This window comes from Streptomyces hokutonensis, assembly GCF_042751305.1.
GTDB classification, from domain to species: Bacteria; Actinomycetota; Actinomycetes; order Streptomycetales; family Streptomycetaceae; genus Streptomyces; species Streptomyces hokutonensis_A.
Window position 1 is genome coordinate 1 of the sequence record NZ_JBHYWD010000032.1, and the last position, 16,490, is coordinate 16,490.

A 16,490-nucleotide genomic window follows, 5' to 3' on the forward strand; every position below is an offset into this window, starting at 1 on the left:
CGGACCTAGTCAAGGGTGGCCCGCAGGGCCATCGCCGCAGGCGACGCGGAGCGAAGCGCAGCGCCCTTTACTCGGTCCGCGGAAGCCCGACACTGGCAAAGAAGCGAGTGGCCAACCCGCACTTGTCTATCGCAGCCGCCTCCGCCCCGGCAGGAACGTAAACACCCCGACACCCAACAGAATCGCCGTACCGGACACCAGGCCGAGCGCCTTGAGACCGCCATGGCTGTCGGAGCCGGTCTCCGCGAGCCCGCCCGAGGTCGACGTCGACGCACCCCCGGATGACGACGACGTACTGCCGGACGCACCGCTCGCCTGCTCCGTGGTGTCCAGGGTCAGAGAGACCTCGGACTTGGTCGGCGTGCAGGTGGTCGTCGTGCCGAGGGCCTTGACCGTCAGAACCCCGGGAGCAAGCGTCGACGTACCGCTCGCGCCGGGCTTGTACGTTCCTGTCAGGTCGGGGATCTCGATCGGGGAGCCGGACTTGATGGCAGAGGAGTTCATCGGTCCCTCCACATGCACGGTGCCCTTGTCCGCGCCGCCGAGGACCACCTCCATCGAGGGGCTGACGGAGTTCGCCGGGATGTCGGCGGGGCTGTCCATCACAGAGCCGTTGAACTGCACGGTGAGGTCGTAACTCCCGCCGTCCTTCTTGGCGTTGATCTGCACGGGCGAGGTCGCGCTCTTGTCACCGATCGGCGTCTTGCACGCGTAGGGGACGGAGACCTCTTTGCCGGTGAAGTCGGTCTGGCCACTGCCGGTGCCGTCGCTGGGGCTGCTCGACGCGGACTCGGAGGCCGACTCGGAGGCCGACTCGGAGGCGGATTCGGACGCGGACTCCGATGCCGACGCCGATGCCGATACCGACGTCGAGTCCGTCGGGGTCGGTGTCGTGCTGGCCGAACCGCCGTCCCCCGCCGTCACATCGATCGTCGCCGACGTCGGGACCGTCACCGTCGGCGCGCACTTGGTGTCCGTCCCGAACGCGTTGACCGTGTAAGCGCCCGGTGTCAGCGTCACCTCGCCGGCCGTGGTGAGTTTCAGGGTGCCCTTCATGTCGGACAGCGTCATCGCGCCGCCCTTGGGGATCGCCGGGTTCTCGCGCGGGCCCACCATCGCGATGTCGGCGGTCTGCGCGCCTCCCGCCTTCAGCGTCCCCGACGGCTGAACGGAGTTGGCCGGCAGATCGATGATGTTGGGGTTCTTGGACGCGGCCTGCTTGAACTTCCACACGACGTCGACCGTGTCGCCGACGTGTGCCGTGGCGGGCGCGGTGATCTCGACCTTGGTGGTGCCGTCGACGGGGTCGATGCCCGCGGGCGGCACACAGTGGGTGGCGTAGGACACCTCGGCGGCCTGCGCGGACCCGGCGCTCATGCCGAGCAGGACGCCCGCGCCGCCGAGGATCAACGCGGTGGCCGCCGCACCCGCCCTCCGTCCGCCGGCCGGTATGACTCTCCTTCGCTTTCTCACTGAAGTCCCTTCCTGGTGGGAGTCGTTGGACTCGTCGGGCTGTCGTCGTGCGGTGCGGAGAGCCGGCCGGCCGTGCCCGGATCGGAGTCCGGGGTGAACCACGGCAGGGTCGAGTTCACGGGGGTCGTGGTCGGTGCGGGCGTGCCGGACTTCGGCAGGCGCAGGGCGAGTTGTCCGGGCAGGCGCAGGCCCCGGTGCCGGGCCGGGCCCTTGCTGCGGCCCGCCTTGCGCGGCCGTAGCCGGTCCACGACAGCCATGCCGACGCGGAACACCGCCGCCGGTACGACCACGCAGAGCAGGATCCAGAACAGGGTCACGCCCCAGGGGCGGCCCACGCCCCACGGCTCCTCGGCGAGCACCCGGCCGCCGTACTTGAGGGAGACGCTGTAGTCGCCGTGCGCCCCGGCCGACAGTTCGACCGGGAGTTTGATCTCCGCCTTGCCGCCGGGCGCGATCGTGCCGCTGAACTGCTGGTCGTCCCACTGCGGCGCGAACACCCCGTGGGAGGTGCCGACTTGGAACACGGGGTTCTTGACGGGGGACGAGCCGGCGTTGCCGACGGTGAAGACGAGCGTGCGGGACGCCGGTGCCCCGAACCAGGTCAGCAGTCCGCTGGAACCGTCCAGCCGGGTGTCGGAGAGGACCGACAGCCGTCCGGTCGACGGCTCCGCGGGCAGTGGTTCGACCGCGTGGCCCGCCACCTGGAAGACGGCGTCCGCCGACGCGCTCGCGCCCGTCACCGTCGCCACATGCACCACGCACGGACAGGGCACCGGCGGTTCGGAAACCGGCAGTTTCTTGCTGAAGACGCCCTTGGCGTCGGTCGTGACGGCCCGACCGTCCGCGTTGGCACAGGAGTTGGTGCCGCCGACCACCCCGCGCGCGGGCGTGGCCTGCCCGCAGATCAGCACCATCACCAGGGCGTGCGTCCGCCAGCCGCTGCCGGAGACGGTGATCGAACCGCCCGTCCCCGCCTGCGACTTGGAGAGCGTCACCTTCGGTCCGCCGGCCGCCGCGACCGGTGTCGCCCCCGCAAGCGGCAGCAGAAGCAGCGCGAGCACCGCCACCAGCGCCGAGATCCGCACCTTGCCGCTCACATCACCGCTCCCGTCAACTCGGCTTCCGTACGCGGACCTTCGGCCGCGCGACCGTCGTCGTCCCTACGGCGCCGCCCGCGTCGTACGAGAAACAGCGCACCCCCGGCCGTCAGGGCCGCACCCGCGGTCCCCGCCGCCGCGCCCCATGGCACGAAGCGTGCCGATGTCTCCGCCGTGTCGTGGGCGCCGCCCGGTGCCGTGACCGTGAGGCGGAGGTCGACCGCGTCGAGGGCGGGGTGGTGCCAGGGTTCGGTGAGTTTCAGGCGGCGGCCGGGCGGGAGTCGGACGGGGAGGGTGCGCGGGGCGCGGTCGAGGTGGGTGCCGAGGACGCCGGTGGCGTGGACGGCGAGGCTCGGGGTGAGGGGTGTGGTGCCGCGGTTGACCAGGTCGTAGGTGATGCGGTCGCCGCGGACCGCTAGGTGTTCGACGGTGAGGGCGGACAACTCCGGTCCCTTGACGTGGAGTTGGAGTCGTACCGTCGCCTCCCGGCCGTCCCTGTCGCGGGCCGCGATCGTGCCGGTGCGGTCGCCGGGTGCGGCGGTGGCGGGGACGTTCACCGTGAACGGGATGTCGGCGCGGGTGCGCGCGGGGACCCGAACCGCCGTTGCGGCGAAGGTGATCGGCACGCCCGTGCCGCGCAGTCGTACGGTGACCGGGCGGCTGGTGGGGTTGGTCACGGACACCGTGTCCTGAAGGGTCGTACCGGGCTCTCCCTCGGCGTAGCAGGCCGGGCGTCCGCCGCCCGCGGGCGCGAGGGACCAGCCGTCGGCGGCCGTCGCGGTGGGCGCGGCCGTCAGCACGGCGAGGAGGGACAGGCACAGGACGCGGGCGGTCGACAGCATGGGCGGCTCCACGGCGGACGTGCGGGGGCTGTCAACGGCGGGCGCGGGCCGTCTGGTTGCGCCGGGTCAGCCACAGGGTGCCCGCCGCGCCCGCGAGCAGCACGGTGCCGCCGAGCGTGCCGAGGGCGATGAACGAGTCGTCGGGGCCGGTCTTGGGGAGCGTGCCGCCGGAGTCCGTACCGGTGCCGCTGCCCGTCGAGCCGCTGGATCCCGACGATCCGCCCGCCGCCGTGACGTCCAGCGTGAGGGACGGGCCGGGGCTGTTGGTGGGGGTGCACGTGGTCGTCGTACCGAGGGCCTTGATGGTGAGGACGGCCGCCGTGAACGTGACCTTGCCGCCGGCCTTCGGGGTGTACGTGCCCGTCAAGTCGTTGATTTTTATGGGGGTGTTGGCGGGGATCGCGGCGGCGTTGGCGGGGCCCGACACGGAGACGGTGCCGCTGTCGGCGCCGCCCACCTTGATGGTGGCGCTCGGGCTCATCGCGCCCTTGCCGAGTTCGACGGGGCTGGAGGAGACGCCCTTCTGCCAGGACATGGTGAGCTTGTAGCCGCTGCCGCTCTTGACGCCCTTGATGTCGATGGGCGAGACGGCGGTCTTGACGCCGATCGGTGTCTGGCACTTGTAGTTGACGTCGACCACGTCGGCCCGGGCTGCGGGGGCGGCCATGAATACCGCCGAGCCGGCCAGGGCCGCGACGGACGCGAGCGCTGCGGTTCGTTTCTGGTACGACACGGTCCCCTCATTCCTGACGGCACATCAGATCGGCCGTCAAGGTACGCCCGGGGTCGTGAGGAGGGAAGGCAAAGCGCACGCCGGAGTTATGACGGTCCGGCGTGCGTCAGTTTTCGGGGAAACGATTTGCTTGCGGGCCCGCGGACCGCGCTAGGCCGGTGCTCCCAGCTCCGCCCACACGGTCTTTCCGGTGACCCCCGGAGTCCGTACGACCCCCCAGTCCAGGCACAGCCGCTGCACGATGAACATGCCGTGGCCACCGGGGCGGCCGGCGCGGTGCGGGGTTCTGGGGGCGGGCTGGCCGGCGCCGCGGTCGGAGACCTCGACCCGGATCACCTTGTTCTCGCAGGTGATCCACATCTCGTCCGGTCCTTCGGCGTGCAGACAGGCGTTGGTGACCAGCTCGGAGACGACGAGGAGCACGTCCTCGGCGGCGGCGCGCCGGTCGGCGCCCTCGGCGGGGAGCCAGCCCCAGGCGTAGAGGGCCTGGCGGGCGAAGTCGCGGGCGAGTGGGACGACCCCGCTCTCACCCGCGAAGCTGAGTCTGCGGGTGTGCCGGCCGACGGCCGGCTCGGTGTCGTCCCCGGCGGACGGCACGGAAGCGCCCCCCGCGGGCGCCCCCGTAGCGCCACCGGGCTCCGGGCGGTCGCCCGGCGGGTAGGGCCGGGTGGTGCTCATCAGCGCTTCACCTCACCGATTCACCGGTTCACGAGTCACGAGTCGGTACGTGTTCAACAGTCAGTAGTACGTGGGCCATGGCGGTTTTCGTCGCTTCCGTCGCCGACAGGTTCAGATGTTCTCCTGCCCGGGCGAACCGGCAAAACACCCCTTATTCGTCGGCGAGAGCAGCCTCAAGGGTGTCGTGGAGGGTGAAGACCGCATCCGCCCCCGTGATCTCGAATACGCGAGCCACCGCGGGCTTCATCCCCGCGAGGTGCACTCCGCCGTCCGCGGCTTCCGCCTTCAGGCGCGCGCCGAGCAGTACGTTCAGGCCCGTGGAGTCGCAGAACTCCAGGCGTGAGCAGTCCACGACGAGCCGTGCGTACCCATGGGCGAGCAGGTCGTCCAGCGGTTCGCGCAACAGATCGGCGGTGTGGTGATCCAACTCACCTGCCGGTGTCACGACGGCGCTGAGGCCCTGTTTCCGCACCTCGACCAGAAGCCGGCCAGACTGTGCGCTGCCGACCGTCCCGCGGTCCATGCCGTCTCTCTCTCCCGAGGTCGTGGCTGTTGACGTTCGCCCTGGAACACTACGCCTTCCTCACACTCTCCGACACCCGAACAACCGCCCACAACTGGACATATGGGTACACAGCGCACTTGCGGCGGGCTCCGGAAACCGGGTAGGGCTAGTAGAGACAAGTTTTTGGACATGCGATTACGACCAATCGACCCGACCGACACGACCGGCTTTGGAGGCGCCGCACTCCGCAGTGCACGCACCGGCTTCGGCAGCCATATGCCGAGAACGATGGAGGACACCATGTCACCCCGGCTCGACGCATCGCCTACCCCGACAGCGACGTCGACACCCCCACCGGCACAACTGGATCCCAATCCCATCATCGAGGGGCTCCCCGAGATCCCCCCGTACGACGAGATCGGCGCCGTCGACGCACGGGCCCTCTCCAAGACTCTCTTCGAGCGGCTGGAGTCCCTCGAAGAAGGGACGTACGCGTACTCGTACGTCCGCAACACGCTCGTCGAGCTCAACCTCGCGCTGGTCAAGTTCGCCGCCTCCCGCTTCCGCTCGCGCAGCGAGCCGATGGAGGACATCATCCAGGTCGGCACCATCGGCCTGATCAAGGCGATCGACCGCTTCGAGCTCAGCCGCGGCGTCGAGTTCCCCACCTTCGCGATGCCCACCATCGTCGGTGAGATCAAGCGCTTCTTCCGCGACACCTCCTGGTCGGTGCGCGTCCCGCGCCGGCTGCAGGAACTCCGGCTCGACCTGGCCAAGGCCGGCGACGAACTGGCCCAGCAACTCGACCGCGCCCCCACCGTGGCCGAGCTGGCGGAGCGCCTGAAGCTCTCCCGCGACGAGGTCGTCGAGGGCATGGCGGCGTCAAATGCCTATACGGCCAGCTCACTTGACGCCCAGCCGGAGGAGGACGACTCCGAGGGCGCGCTCGCGGACCGTATCGGCTACGAGGACCACGGGCTCGAAGGCATCGAGTACGTCGAGTCGTTGAAGCCGCTGATCGCCGAACTCCCGCACCGGGACCGGCAGATCCTCTCCCTGCGCTTCGTCGCCAACATGACGCAGTCGGAGATCGGCGACGAACTGGGCATCTCGCAGATGCATGTGTCCCGGCTGCTGTCGCGGACGCTGGTGAAGCTGCGAAAGGGACTGACGGTCGAGGAGTGACCCTCTCCCCGCCCTGTCCTGCCCGCCACTGAGCGCGGCGCGCGTGTGCGTGCGCCGCGCTCAGGCGTTCCCCGCCCCGGCGCGACCGGGTTACCCACAGAAACCTCTTTCCCCACCGGTCCTCTTCCACCACTATGGTCACCCGACAAACTGGCCGGTCCGTCAGGACGGGCGCGAGGAGGCGGGTGAATGGTTCGCTCCGAGGAGTACGGCGGCGCACCCGCCGACGCCTCCGACGCGCGGCTCACGGAACTGCTGCGCGCCGGCCCGTCCACGGTCTATCCGGCGCTCCAGGAACTCCGCACCCGGCACCAGCCCTCCGTGCTGTCCTACGCCCGCCTCTGCACCACCGGCGAGTCGGCGGCACGGCAACTGGCGGCGCAGACGTTCACCCTCGCGGCCCGCGAGACGGCACGCGGGGTGGAACCGGGAGTCCCCTGGCGGCACCAACTCCTGCTGCTGACAGGGCGGGTGGCCACTTCGTGGTCCCTGGACGACCGCTCGGCCGGCCTGGACTCCGGCCTCCTCCTGCTCCTGAACACGGCGGCCCCGACACCCACCATGCTCCCGGCCTTCCAGTCCCTCCCCGCCCGCACCCAGGGCCTGGTCTGGTACGGCGTCGTCGAGCGGGAACCGGAAACCGTGACCGCCGCTCTCCTCGGCCTCACCCACGAGGACGTCGTCCACGGCACCGAACGAGCCGTGCGGGCCATGGCCCAGGCCTGCCTGAAGTCCCGCCTGGCCGCCTCCGACGACCCGCGCTGCGGTGACTTCCGGCGCCTGATCGAGGAGTCGGTACGCCCCGACAACCCCCGCGACAGCGCCGACCTGCACGCCCACATGGCCCACTGCGCCCACTGCACGGGCGCGTACGAGGAACTGACGGCGCTGCGGGACGCTCCGCGGGCGACGCTGGCGGAGGGGTTGCTGCCGTGGGCGGGGGCGTCGTACGCGCTGCGGGACCGCGCCGAGGTCAGGAGCAACGCCCTTGGGACTACGGCGACTTGGGCGCCCTCGACCTGGTCGCCCGCGCGCCGGCTGGTGCTGGCCTCGGCGGCGCTGGGCGTGGCCTTGGTGCCGCTGCTGTTCTTCCTGCTGCGGCCGGGCGACGCACCGCGTCCGGGCGCGGCGGCGGCCACGGTGGCGATCCCGTCGACCCCGACGGAGGTGACGGTGACCGCGACGGTCCCGGTGACGCCGTCACCGTCACCCTCCAAGTCGCCGTCCCCGACGCGGAGTTCGAAGCCGACACACTCGGCGAGCCCCACCCCCTCTCCTTCTCCCGCCGCCCACGCACCCGACGGCACCTACGCCCGCATCGTGAACGTCTCCACGGGCCGGTGCCTGGACATCAGGAACGGCGACCTGACGGAGGGCACGGACGCGATCACGGCCCCCTGCACCTCGTCCGGCACCCAGCTGTGGCGCGTGGACGCGACCCGCGGGGTGGTGCAGTCGTCCGCCGACTCCGACCTGTGCCTGGACAGCCGGGGGTCCGTGGACAAGGGGGTCGGTATCTGGGAGTGCGATTCGGTGGACGGGAGTCACGGAGACAACCTGAGGTTCACGGTGGACAGTGACGGAGTGATCCGCCCGGCGATCGCGATCCTGACGGGGATGACGCCGGGGGACGGTGACGGGGTTTCGCTGGTGCCGCTGACCGGGGGCGCGGAGCAGCGGTGGCGGGCGGGGTGAAGCACGCATGTGCGTGTGAGCCGTACCGGAGCGGCCGGTATCGGTGAGACTGGGCAGTCCGAACTGTGGCTCCGGCAACGGGAGTTGGGCATGGCTGCACAGAACATCGACGAAGTGGTGGACGGGCTCGCGGAGATCGTGCGGGAGGCGACCCGCACGGGAGACCGGATCGGATACTTCGCGGCCCTGTACAGGCAGGTGACCGTCGAGATCCGCAAGGCCATCCACGAGGGGCGGTTCGAGGACGGCCCACGGATGGACCGCTTCGACACGCTCTTCGGCAACCGCTACTTCGAGGCGCACGACGCCTGGCTGCGCGACCGGAGCGGACCGCGCTGCTGGCGCGAGACGTTCGGGCTGCTGGACGACCGCGACACCGTCATCGTCCAGCACCTGATCCTCGGCGTGAACGCCCACATCAACCTGGACCTCGCCGTCGCCGCCGCGCGGACCGGCCCCGGCGCGGACATCCACGCCCTCCAGCACGACTACCTGCTGATCAACGACATCCTCGCGCGGGTGGTCCTGGCGGTGCAGGACTCGGTGGACGCCCTGTCACCGCTCCTGTCCCTGCTGGACCGGGTCGGCGGCCGCACCGACGAGCAGATCCTCGACTTCAGCATCGTCCAGTCCCGCGCGGAGGCGTGGCACAACACCGTCCTGCTCGCCGGCCAGACCGAAGCGGAACGCGAGGCGACCATCGACCGCCTCGACATCCGCGCCGCCGTACTCGCCCGCCTGATAGCCCGCCCGGGCGCCCTGGTCCGCCCGGCCCTGGAACTGATCCGCCACACGGAGAGCGACGACGTGGCGGCGGTCATCACCCACCTGGACAGTGCGATGCAGAAGGCGGGATAAGTCCCGCCGACGTCAGGGCAGTCGGCCGGAGGCCGCTCACTCCACCGTCACGGACTTCGCCAGGTTCCGCGGCTGGTCCACCTCGTTGCCGCGGGCCGTGGCCAGTTCGCAGGCGAAGACCTGCAACGGGACGGTGGCGACGAGGGGTTGCAGCAGCGTCGGGGTGGCCGGGATCCGGATCAGGTGGTCGGCGTAGGGGACGACCGTCTCGTCGCCCTCCTCCGCGATCACGATGGTCATCGCACCCCGGGCCCGGATCTCCTGGATGTTGGACACGATCTTGTCGTGGAGGACGGAACGGCCGCGTGGGGAGGGCACGACGACCACCACCGGCATGCCCTCCTCGATCAGTGCGATCGGCCCGTGCTTCAACTCCCCCGCCGCGAAGCCCTCGGCGTGCATGTACGCCAACTCCTTGAGTTTCAGGGCGCCTTCGAGAGCGACCGGGTAGCCGACGTGGCGTCCCAGGAAGAGCACGGTGTTCTTGGCGGCCACCGATCGGGCCAACTCCCGTACCGGCTCCATGGTTTCCAGCACCCGTTCGACCTCGCCGGAGATCTGCGAGAGGTCGCGGATGACGGCCTGGATCTCGTCGCCCCACTTGGTGCCCCGCACCTGGCCGAGATACAGGGCGACCAGGTAGCACGCCACCAGCTGCGTCAGGAACGCCTTCGTCGACGCCACGGCGACCTCGGGGCCGGCGTGCGTGTACAGCACCGCGTCCGACTCACGGGGGATCGTCGAACCGTTGGTGTTGCAGATGGCCAGCACCTTCGAGCCCTGCTCCCTCGCGTGCCGCAGCGCCATCAGCGTGTCCATCGTCTCGCCGGACTGCGAGATGGCGATGACCAGGGACCGCGCGCCCAGGATCGGGTCCCGGTAGCGGAACTCGCTCGCCAGCTCCACCTCGCACGGGATACGCGTCCAGTGCTCGATGGCGTACTTGGCGATCAGCCCGGCGTGGAAGGCCGTACCGCAGGCGACGATGACGACCTTGTCGATCTCGCGGAGTTCGTGGGTCGGGATCCGGACCTCGTCCAGCGTGAGCAGGCCGCCCACGTCGATCCGGCCGAGCAGCGTGTCCGCGACCGCCTTCGGCTGCTCGGCGATCTCCTTGAGCATGAAGTAGTCGTAGCCGCCCTTCTCGGCGGCGGAGGCGTCCCAGTCGACGTGGTAGGAGCGGACCTCGGCCGGGGCGCCGTCGAAACCGGTGACCGTCACGCCGTCGCGGCGCAGCTCGACCACCTGGTCCTGGCCCAGCTCGATCGCGGACCGCGTGTGGGCGATGAACGCGGCGACGTCGGAGGCGAGGAAGGCCTCACCTTCCCCCACCCCCACCACGAGCGGCGAGTTCCGCCGCGCGCCGACGACCACGTCCGGCTCGTCCGCGTGTACGGCGACCAGGGTGAACGCGCCCTCCAGGCGCCGGCACACCTGCCGCATCGCCTCCGCGAGGTCCGCGCACGCCGAGAACTCCTCGGCCAGCAGATGCGCGACCACCTCGGTGTCCGTGTCGGAGGCGAGGTCGTGCCCGCGCTCGGTCAGCTCGGCCCGCAGACAGGCGAAGTTCTCGATGATGCCGTTGTGGACGACGGCGACCCGGCCCGCGTTGTCGAGATGCGGGTGGGCGTTGGCGTCCGTCGGCCCGCCGTGCGTGGCCCAGCGCGTGTGCCCGATGCCGGTCGACCCCGCCGGCAGCGGCCGGTCGACCAGTTCCTTCTCCAGATTGACGAGTTTCCCGGCCTTCTTGGCCGCCGCCAGCCCGCCGTCGGCGAGCACGGCGACGCCCGCCGAGTCGTACCCCCGGTACTCCAGCCGCTTCAGTCCGGCCATCACCACATCGAGCGCCGACTGCGACCCCACGTATCCCACGATTCCGCACATGCGCGGCAGCCTAGGCGCCGAAGCCCTCCCGAACACGGCACTTCGTGCCCGATTTCGGAAATTCCGGCCATGATCGAAAACCGGCCAACCCTGATCGTCGCATGATCATGAATCTCACAGTTCGACCACAAAAGAAACACAGGGTTCCCCTTGGAGCGGCGGGGGTCCGCGGGGCGCGCCGCCAGTCGCGAGGCATGGGCGACTTCGCGCCACCGCGCCCGAGCGCGACGGAAAGGCCTTGCCCAAAGCACTTACCCCCTGCTTACAGTGACGCGCGCTTGACCGGCTCTTGACCAAGCCACAAGCGTTCAGTTCAAGCCAGCGACCGGGGGAAGCGTCGCCGCGCCACGGGGGATCACGTCGCCATGCAGCACTGGCGCACGCGCGCGTCCACCGGACCGGCCGCGCGCGTCGTACTCCCCCTGACAGGGGACCCACGCATGCGCCTCAGACTCGGCCGACCGCCGATACCGCCCGGACGACAGGGACGACCGAGACCGCCGAAGTCGCGACGGTTCGCCGTCGGCCCGGTCCTCACCCGGTTCCTCCCGCCCGTCCTCGCCACCGCGCTGCTCGCCGGCGTAGCCGTCGGCTCGGGTCAGGTCCTCCCCGCCGACGGGAGGGACGCCGTCCCCGCGAGTGACAGCTATCCCTGGTACGAGGACACCGCCGCCGAGCAACTGCGCCAGGACCAGTGCCTGATGACCGACGTGCTGCGGCTCGGCGGCACCTCCATGGCCGCGACCGCGCAGAACGCCCTCAACCAGCCGCAGGACGTGCTGCACACCCAGGCCGACCGCGCGCACTGGCAGCAGACACCGCTGTCGACGGCGTACGAAAAGGACCGCGCCTTCTCGACCCGCGAACTCAACGAGATCAACGCCCTCCGCGACGCCTGGAAGACGCCGGTCACCGGACTGACCACCCCGGCCGGCTTCACCGAGACCGGCTTCCACTGGCCGCCCGGCACCAACGGTGACGGCCAGGAGAGCTTCTACGGCCAGACCGGGCTGACCAAGTGGATCTCCGACCGCTTCTGGCAGAACGAGGACGGCTTCTACGAGGACTCCACGCCCGCAGTCGACGCGACGGCCCTCGCCGCCGTCGACACCCTGGGCAACCCGCGCTACACCGCCGACCCCGACCCGAGTCTGCCGACGGGCGAGTGGAACCGGGCCCGCGCCGAGCGGGACGCGTTCAGCTGGATGCACGGGGGCCCGGGGCGGCACACGGACGCCGACGACGCCCGTATCTTCCTGGAGTCCGGCGGCTTCCCCCGTACCGCGCCGGAACCGGACAGCGCCGAGTACCGGATCGCCGTGGAGAATCTGAAGTCCAGGTTCGCCACCTGCGCATGGCGTGATCCGCTCGACCCGAACGGCGTGCTGGACGCGGCGAGTTCGGCCGCCGCCGCCGAGTGGCAGCAGGAGATCGCCTCGCAGGCAACCCAGCGCAACCAGATCCTGGACGCGAACAAGACCGCCGTGGAGGCCCTCGCCGCCGCGTCCAAGTCGCTCGGCGATCTGCTGGGCCAGTCCTGGGCCGCCGACCGGCTCACCCGCTGGCAGGACTACTGGTCCGACGGCGGGGTCGGCTGGGTAGGCAACGCGCCGACCGCCATCAAGGTGCACGGGGCCGCCGGCAAGTGCCTGGAGGTCCAGGACGCCGCCAAAACCGACGGCGCCGCGGTCCAGCTGAACACGTGCTCCACCGCGGCCGCGCAGAAGTGGGAGATCTTCGGCGACGACAAGGGCCTGCACCTGCGCAACGTCAACTCCCTGAAGTGCGTGGACGTCGCGGGCAACAACCCGGCCAACGGCACGAAGATCCGGCAGTTCACGTGCAACAGCTCGCCCGCGCAGACCTGGGAGTTCAACCTCCGGGCCACCTCGGCCCTGAAGAACACCGGCACCGGCAAGTGCGTCGACCTGGCCGCGTACACCGTGGGCCAGGACAGCCGGCTGTGGGACTGCACCAGCGGCGGCCCCCAGCAGTACGACGTCACGCCCTCGGGCCACACCGGGACGGTGCCTCCGGCGGCCCAGTTCACCAAGGCCACCGCCGGTATCGCCAAGGCACGCGCGGTGGCGGCGAACAAGCTCGCCGACATCAAGGCCCAGCTCACCGCCGCGCAGAAGGCGGCCACCGCCTCGGACACCGCCGAGCAGGCCGCGTACACCGTCGCGGACACGAGCGGCGCGCCCCGGGGCCGCGGACTGCTCGTCGGTCAGCAGAAGGCCCAGGTCACCAAGGGCGCGGTCGCCGCGCTGGACGCGATGGTTAAGGCCGGCACGACCGCCGAGGCCGCCACCCGCGCCGCCGTCGCGGACAGCGCGACCATCACCCAGCGGGCGCTGGCGCAGGCCGCGCAGGTGAAGGCCGAGTTCCGCAAGAAGGCCGCCGAGAAGGCCGAGTTGCAGGCCAAGGCCGCGGCCGACGCGGCGAAGATCCACCGCGACAACGCCAAGAAGGACAAGGAGACCGCGGAGGCCAAGCTCACCGTGGCCCTGGGCGCGGAGAGCGACGCGAAGGCCGCCGCCGCCGACGCGCACGCCAAGCGGCTCGCGGCCGAGTCCGAGGAAGCCACCGCGAAGGCGGAGAAAGAGACCGCCGAGGCCAAGCAGGCGGAGGCCAACCAGCACAAGCAGACCGCCCAGGCCGAGGCGACCAAGGCCAAGGACGCCCAGGGCAAGGCGGAAACCGCCGAGAAGACCGCCCAGAGCAGGCGGGACGACGCGGTCGCCGCCCGCGACAACGCCAAGGACAAGCGGGACGACGCGTGGGAGGCCGAGCAGAAGGCCGACGCTGCGCGCGCCAAGGCCGACGCCAAGGGGGCCTACGCCGACTCCCTGGACTCCGGTGACGCGGCGGACGCGGCCCGCAGTGCCGCGAACGAGGCGGACACCCAGGCCGGCAAGGCCGAGACGGCCGCCACCAACGCCCGTGCCGCGGCGAACGCCGCCACCCAGGCCGCCGCCGAGGCGGACGCCGCAGCCACCCGGGCCGAGGCCGCCGCCAAGCGGGCCCGCGCCGACGCGGACGCGGCCCAGGCCGCCAAGCTGAAGGCCGACGCCGCCGTACGCACCGCCACGGCAGCGGTCGCCGACGCCGTCAAGGCCGCCGCGCACGCCGCCGAGGAGGCGAAGACCGCGGTCCAACTGGCCGACCAGGCCGAGGAGTTGGCCAAGACCGCGAAGACCAACGCGAACGCGGCGCTCAAGGAGGCCGCCAACGCCGTGCTCGCGGCAGCAAGGGCCGCAGGCTTCGCCCATGTCACCGCCCAGGCGGCGGTGGACGCGACGACGTCCGCCGAACAGGTCGCCGCCCCGGCCAACGACGCGATCCAGCTCGGCTCGCCCTACCTCACCACCGACTCGGCCGCGGCCCTGGTCGTCCTGAGCGGCCAGTCGTCCAAGACGATCGCCGAGCAGCAACAGGCCGTGGCCGCCGCCCACGCCCGCAACGCGTCCGAGGAGGCCGTCGCCGCCCAGGCCATCGCCGACCAGGCGACGGGCGACGCCAAGGCCGCCCTCCAGCACGCGGCCAACGCCGCCGGCTACGCCAAGACGGCCCGCGGCTACGCCCAGGAGGCCCTCGGCTACGCGGCCGACGCGGCGGCAGCCGCCGCCAAGGCGGCCCAGTCCCTGACCCGCACGATCGAGTACGACCGCCAGGCCACCGAGGACGCGGCAGCGGCCGACGCGGCAGCCGGCCGCGCCGAGAACTACGCCACCTCAGCCCGCTCCGCAGCCGACCAGGCAGCCCTGGACGCCACCGCGGCCCGCGCGGCGGCCACGGAGGCCGAACAGGCCGCGAAGGACGCCCGAGCGGCGGCCGACCGGGCCGACGTCGCGGCGACCGAGGCGGAACAGGCGGCCAAGGACGCGGACAAGTACGCGACGGAGGCCCAGGAAGCCGCCGATGCCGCCGAACGGAAGAAGGCTAACGAACAGGTCGGCAGCGGCGCCGGCACCGGAGTGGGCGGCACGTTCTACGTCGTCGACGAGGACACCGTCGAGATCACCGACGCCAAGCAGCACGAGCCCTGCGAGATCAAGCCCGGCTTCGAGGGCTGCACCGTCACCTTCACCGTGACGTTCAAGGCCACGGTGGACTTCTACCTGTGCACCAACCCGGATGTGCCGGCCACCGCGGCGGGCTGCCCGTCCGAGGACACCCTTCCGCTCGACCGGAAGACCTTCACCGGTCTGAAGAAGGACGTCACCCGCTCGTTCAGCAAACTGGAGATCATCCAGCAGACCGTCGTCTACCAGATCCTGAAGGCGGTCCTGGTCCAGGACTTCCTCGACTGCTGGCACGGCAGCGCGAGCGGCTGCGCCTGGGCCGCGAGCAACTTCATCCCCGGCAAGGCGTTCGAGAAGGCCGCCGAGCTGGTGCGTGCGCTGGACGCCGCGCTGAACACCGGGGTGGGTGTCCGGGACGCCTTCAACGCGCTGAAGGCTCTGGACCTGGATCCCGCGACGCTCCACCGCATCGAGGACACGGTCAACCTCTACGAGGACATGATCACGTCCTGCCGTATCAACAGTTTCCCGGGAACCACCCAGGTACTGATGGCCGACGGCAGCCGCAGGGCGATCAGCGAGGTCCGCCGCGGCGACCTCGTACTCGCCACGGACCCGGAGACCGGAAAGGACCGCGCGCAGCAGGTCACCGCGACCTACGCCCACGGCACGGACCGGCTGATGAAGATCACCCTGTCCGGCGGCAGCAGCCTGACCAGCACCGACGGTCACCGGCTCTACGTCACCGGGCGCGGCTGGGTGCACATGTCGGAACTGCGCACGGGCGACAGGCTCCGCGCACCCGACGACACCCTGCACGCCGTCACCGGCCTGCGGTCCCTGACCGGCCTGGCATCGAGCCGGGTCTACGACCTGACCGTCGAGGGGACGCACACGTTCTACGTGCGCACCGAAGGCACACGGGCCGCGGACGTGCTGGTCCACAACTGCGTGAACCTCAGCGACGAGACGGCGTTTCCCGCGACCGAGGCCCACACGTTGAGGAAGCACGTCAACGTGACTCCGCAGGAGGCGATCGGCCTAGCCAAGAAGAACCTGCTGGAGGGCAAGGCCCCGTTCAATGCGGTATGGACCAACGCCGACATCGCTCAGCAGGCAGTCGACCGCGTTGTCGGTCAATACTTCTTCCCCAACGGCAAGAAAAGGACGGCCAGTTTCGACGCACTGGACAACTTCCTCAACAAGCGAGGGCAGTGGCGGAACAAGAAGGAGTTCGTGATCACGGGACGGTGGGACAAATACCCTTCCTTGGGAAAGATCTACGGAGCTGACGAATCCGTGACGATCGCGGGGAACGAAGTCCGCGTGGTGCTCCATCGCCTGCCCGGCAAATCCGGACACGAGGGGTACATCGTCTACACGTCGTATCCGCTGCCGAAGTGACAGCAGGGTGGGGGCGCGCCCCCCCCCCCGGGGCCGGGGCCCCCCCCCAGGGGTCCCCAGCTCCGAGGCCCCCACGAACCGCGAGACATCGAGGGGAGGGCGCGGGGGGTG

Annotated in this window: 11 protein-coding genes; 4 read left to right on the forward strand and 7 right to left on the reverse strand. The window is 70.8% G+C overall.

Annotated elements, in window-relative coordinates:
* Positions 1-126: 126 nt before the first annotated feature.
* From ACFXC1_RS46135 to ACFXC1_RS46160, 6 genes are all read right to left on the reverse strand, one after another.
* A complete protein-coding gene (locus ACFXC1_RS46135) occupies positions 127-1,473 on the reverse strand; it encodes a hypothetical protein (protein ID WP_381255057.1) in 1,347 nt (448 codons plus the stop codon).
* Positions 1,470-2,570 (reverse strand): hypothetical protein, encoded by a 1,101-nt coding sequence (locus ACFXC1_RS46140; protein ID WP_381255059.1) that lies wholly within the window; start codon positions 2,568-2,570, stop codon positions 1,470-1,472. The genes ACFXC1_RS46135 and ACFXC1_RS46140 overlap by 4 nt, the downstream gene beginning before the upstream one ends.
* Positions 2,567-3,412 carry a COG1470 family protein gene (locus tag ACFXC1_RS46145; protein ID WP_381255061.1) on the reverse strand — a complete coding sequence of 282 codons (846 nt, stop codon included), beginning with the start codon at positions 3,410-3,412 and terminating at the stop codon, positions 2,567-2,569. Before ACFXC1_RS46145 ends, ACFXC1_RS46140 begins: the two co-directional genes overlap by 4 nt.
* A gap of 31 nt (positions 3,413-3,443) precedes the next feature.
* Positions 3,444-4,145, reverse strand: coding sequence for an LPXTG cell wall anchor domain-containing protein (locus tag ACFXC1_RS46150; RefSeq protein WP_381255062.1), 702 nt, complete (start codon positions 4,143-4,145; stop codon positions 3,444-3,446).
* 150 nt (positions 4,146-4,295) lie between these two features.
* On the reverse strand, positions 4,296-4,823 hold the full coding sequence (locus ACFXC1_RS46155; protein WP_381255065.1) for an ATP-binding protein: 528 nt from the start codon (positions 4,821-4,823) through the stop codon (positions 4,296-4,298).
* Positions 4,824-4,974: 151 nt separating this feature from the next.
* On the reverse strand, positions 4,975-5,346 hold the full coding sequence (locus ACFXC1_RS46160) for an STAS domain-containing protein (protein ID WP_381255068.1): 372 nt from the start codon (positions 5,344-5,346) through the stop codon (positions 4,975-4,977).
* A 282-nt stretch (positions 5,347-5,628) separates the two neighbouring features.
* Here ACFXC1_RS46160 and ACFXC1_RS46165 point away from each other — a divergent pair, with 282 nt between their 5' ends.
* The 3 genes from ACFXC1_RS46165 (at position 5,629) to ACFXC1_RS46175 (ending at position 9,066) form a co-directional block, all read left to right on the forward strand.
* Positions 5,629-6,513 (forward strand): RNA polymerase sigma factor SigF, encoded by an 885-nt coding sequence (locus ACFXC1_RS46165; protein ID WP_381255206.1) that lies wholly within the window; start codon positions 5,629-5,631, stop codon positions 6,511-6,513.
* A 189-nt stretch (positions 6,514-6,702) separates the two neighbouring features.
* Positions 6,703-8,208, forward strand: a complete 1,506-nt coding sequence (locus tag ACFXC1_RS46170; protein WP_381255070.1) for a ricin-type beta-trefoil lectin domain protein — start codon at positions 6,703-6,705, stop codon at positions 8,206-8,208.
* Between the two features lie 90 nt (positions 8,209-8,298).
* Positions 8,299-9,066: a DUF5995 family protein gene (locus ACFXC1_RS46175; RefSeq protein WP_381255073.1), complete on the forward strand. Its 768-nt coding sequence runs from the start codon at positions 8,299-8,301 to the stop codon at positions 9,064-9,066.
* Positions 9,067-9,102: 36 nt separating this feature from the next.
* Here ACFXC1_RS46175 and glmS read toward each other — a convergent pair whose 3' ends face one another.
* Positions 9,103-10,950, reverse strand: coding sequence for a glutamine--fructose-6-phosphate transaminase (isomerizing) (gene glmS / locus ACFXC1_RS46180; protein ID WP_381255075.1), 1,848 nt, complete (start codon positions 10,948-10,950; stop codon positions 9,103-9,105).
* A gap of 440 nt (positions 10,951-11,390) precedes the next feature.
* Here glmS and ACFXC1_RS46185 point away from each other — a divergent pair, with 440 nt between their 5' ends.
* The gene (locus ACFXC1_RS46185; protein ID WP_381255077.1) at positions 11,391-16,379 is read left to right on the forward strand and encodes a ricin-type beta-trefoil lectin domain protein; all 4,989 of its coding nucleotides are present in this window, start codon (positions 11,391-11,393) and stop codon (positions 16,377-16,379) included.
* Positions 16,380-16,490 lie beyond the last annotated feature (111 nt).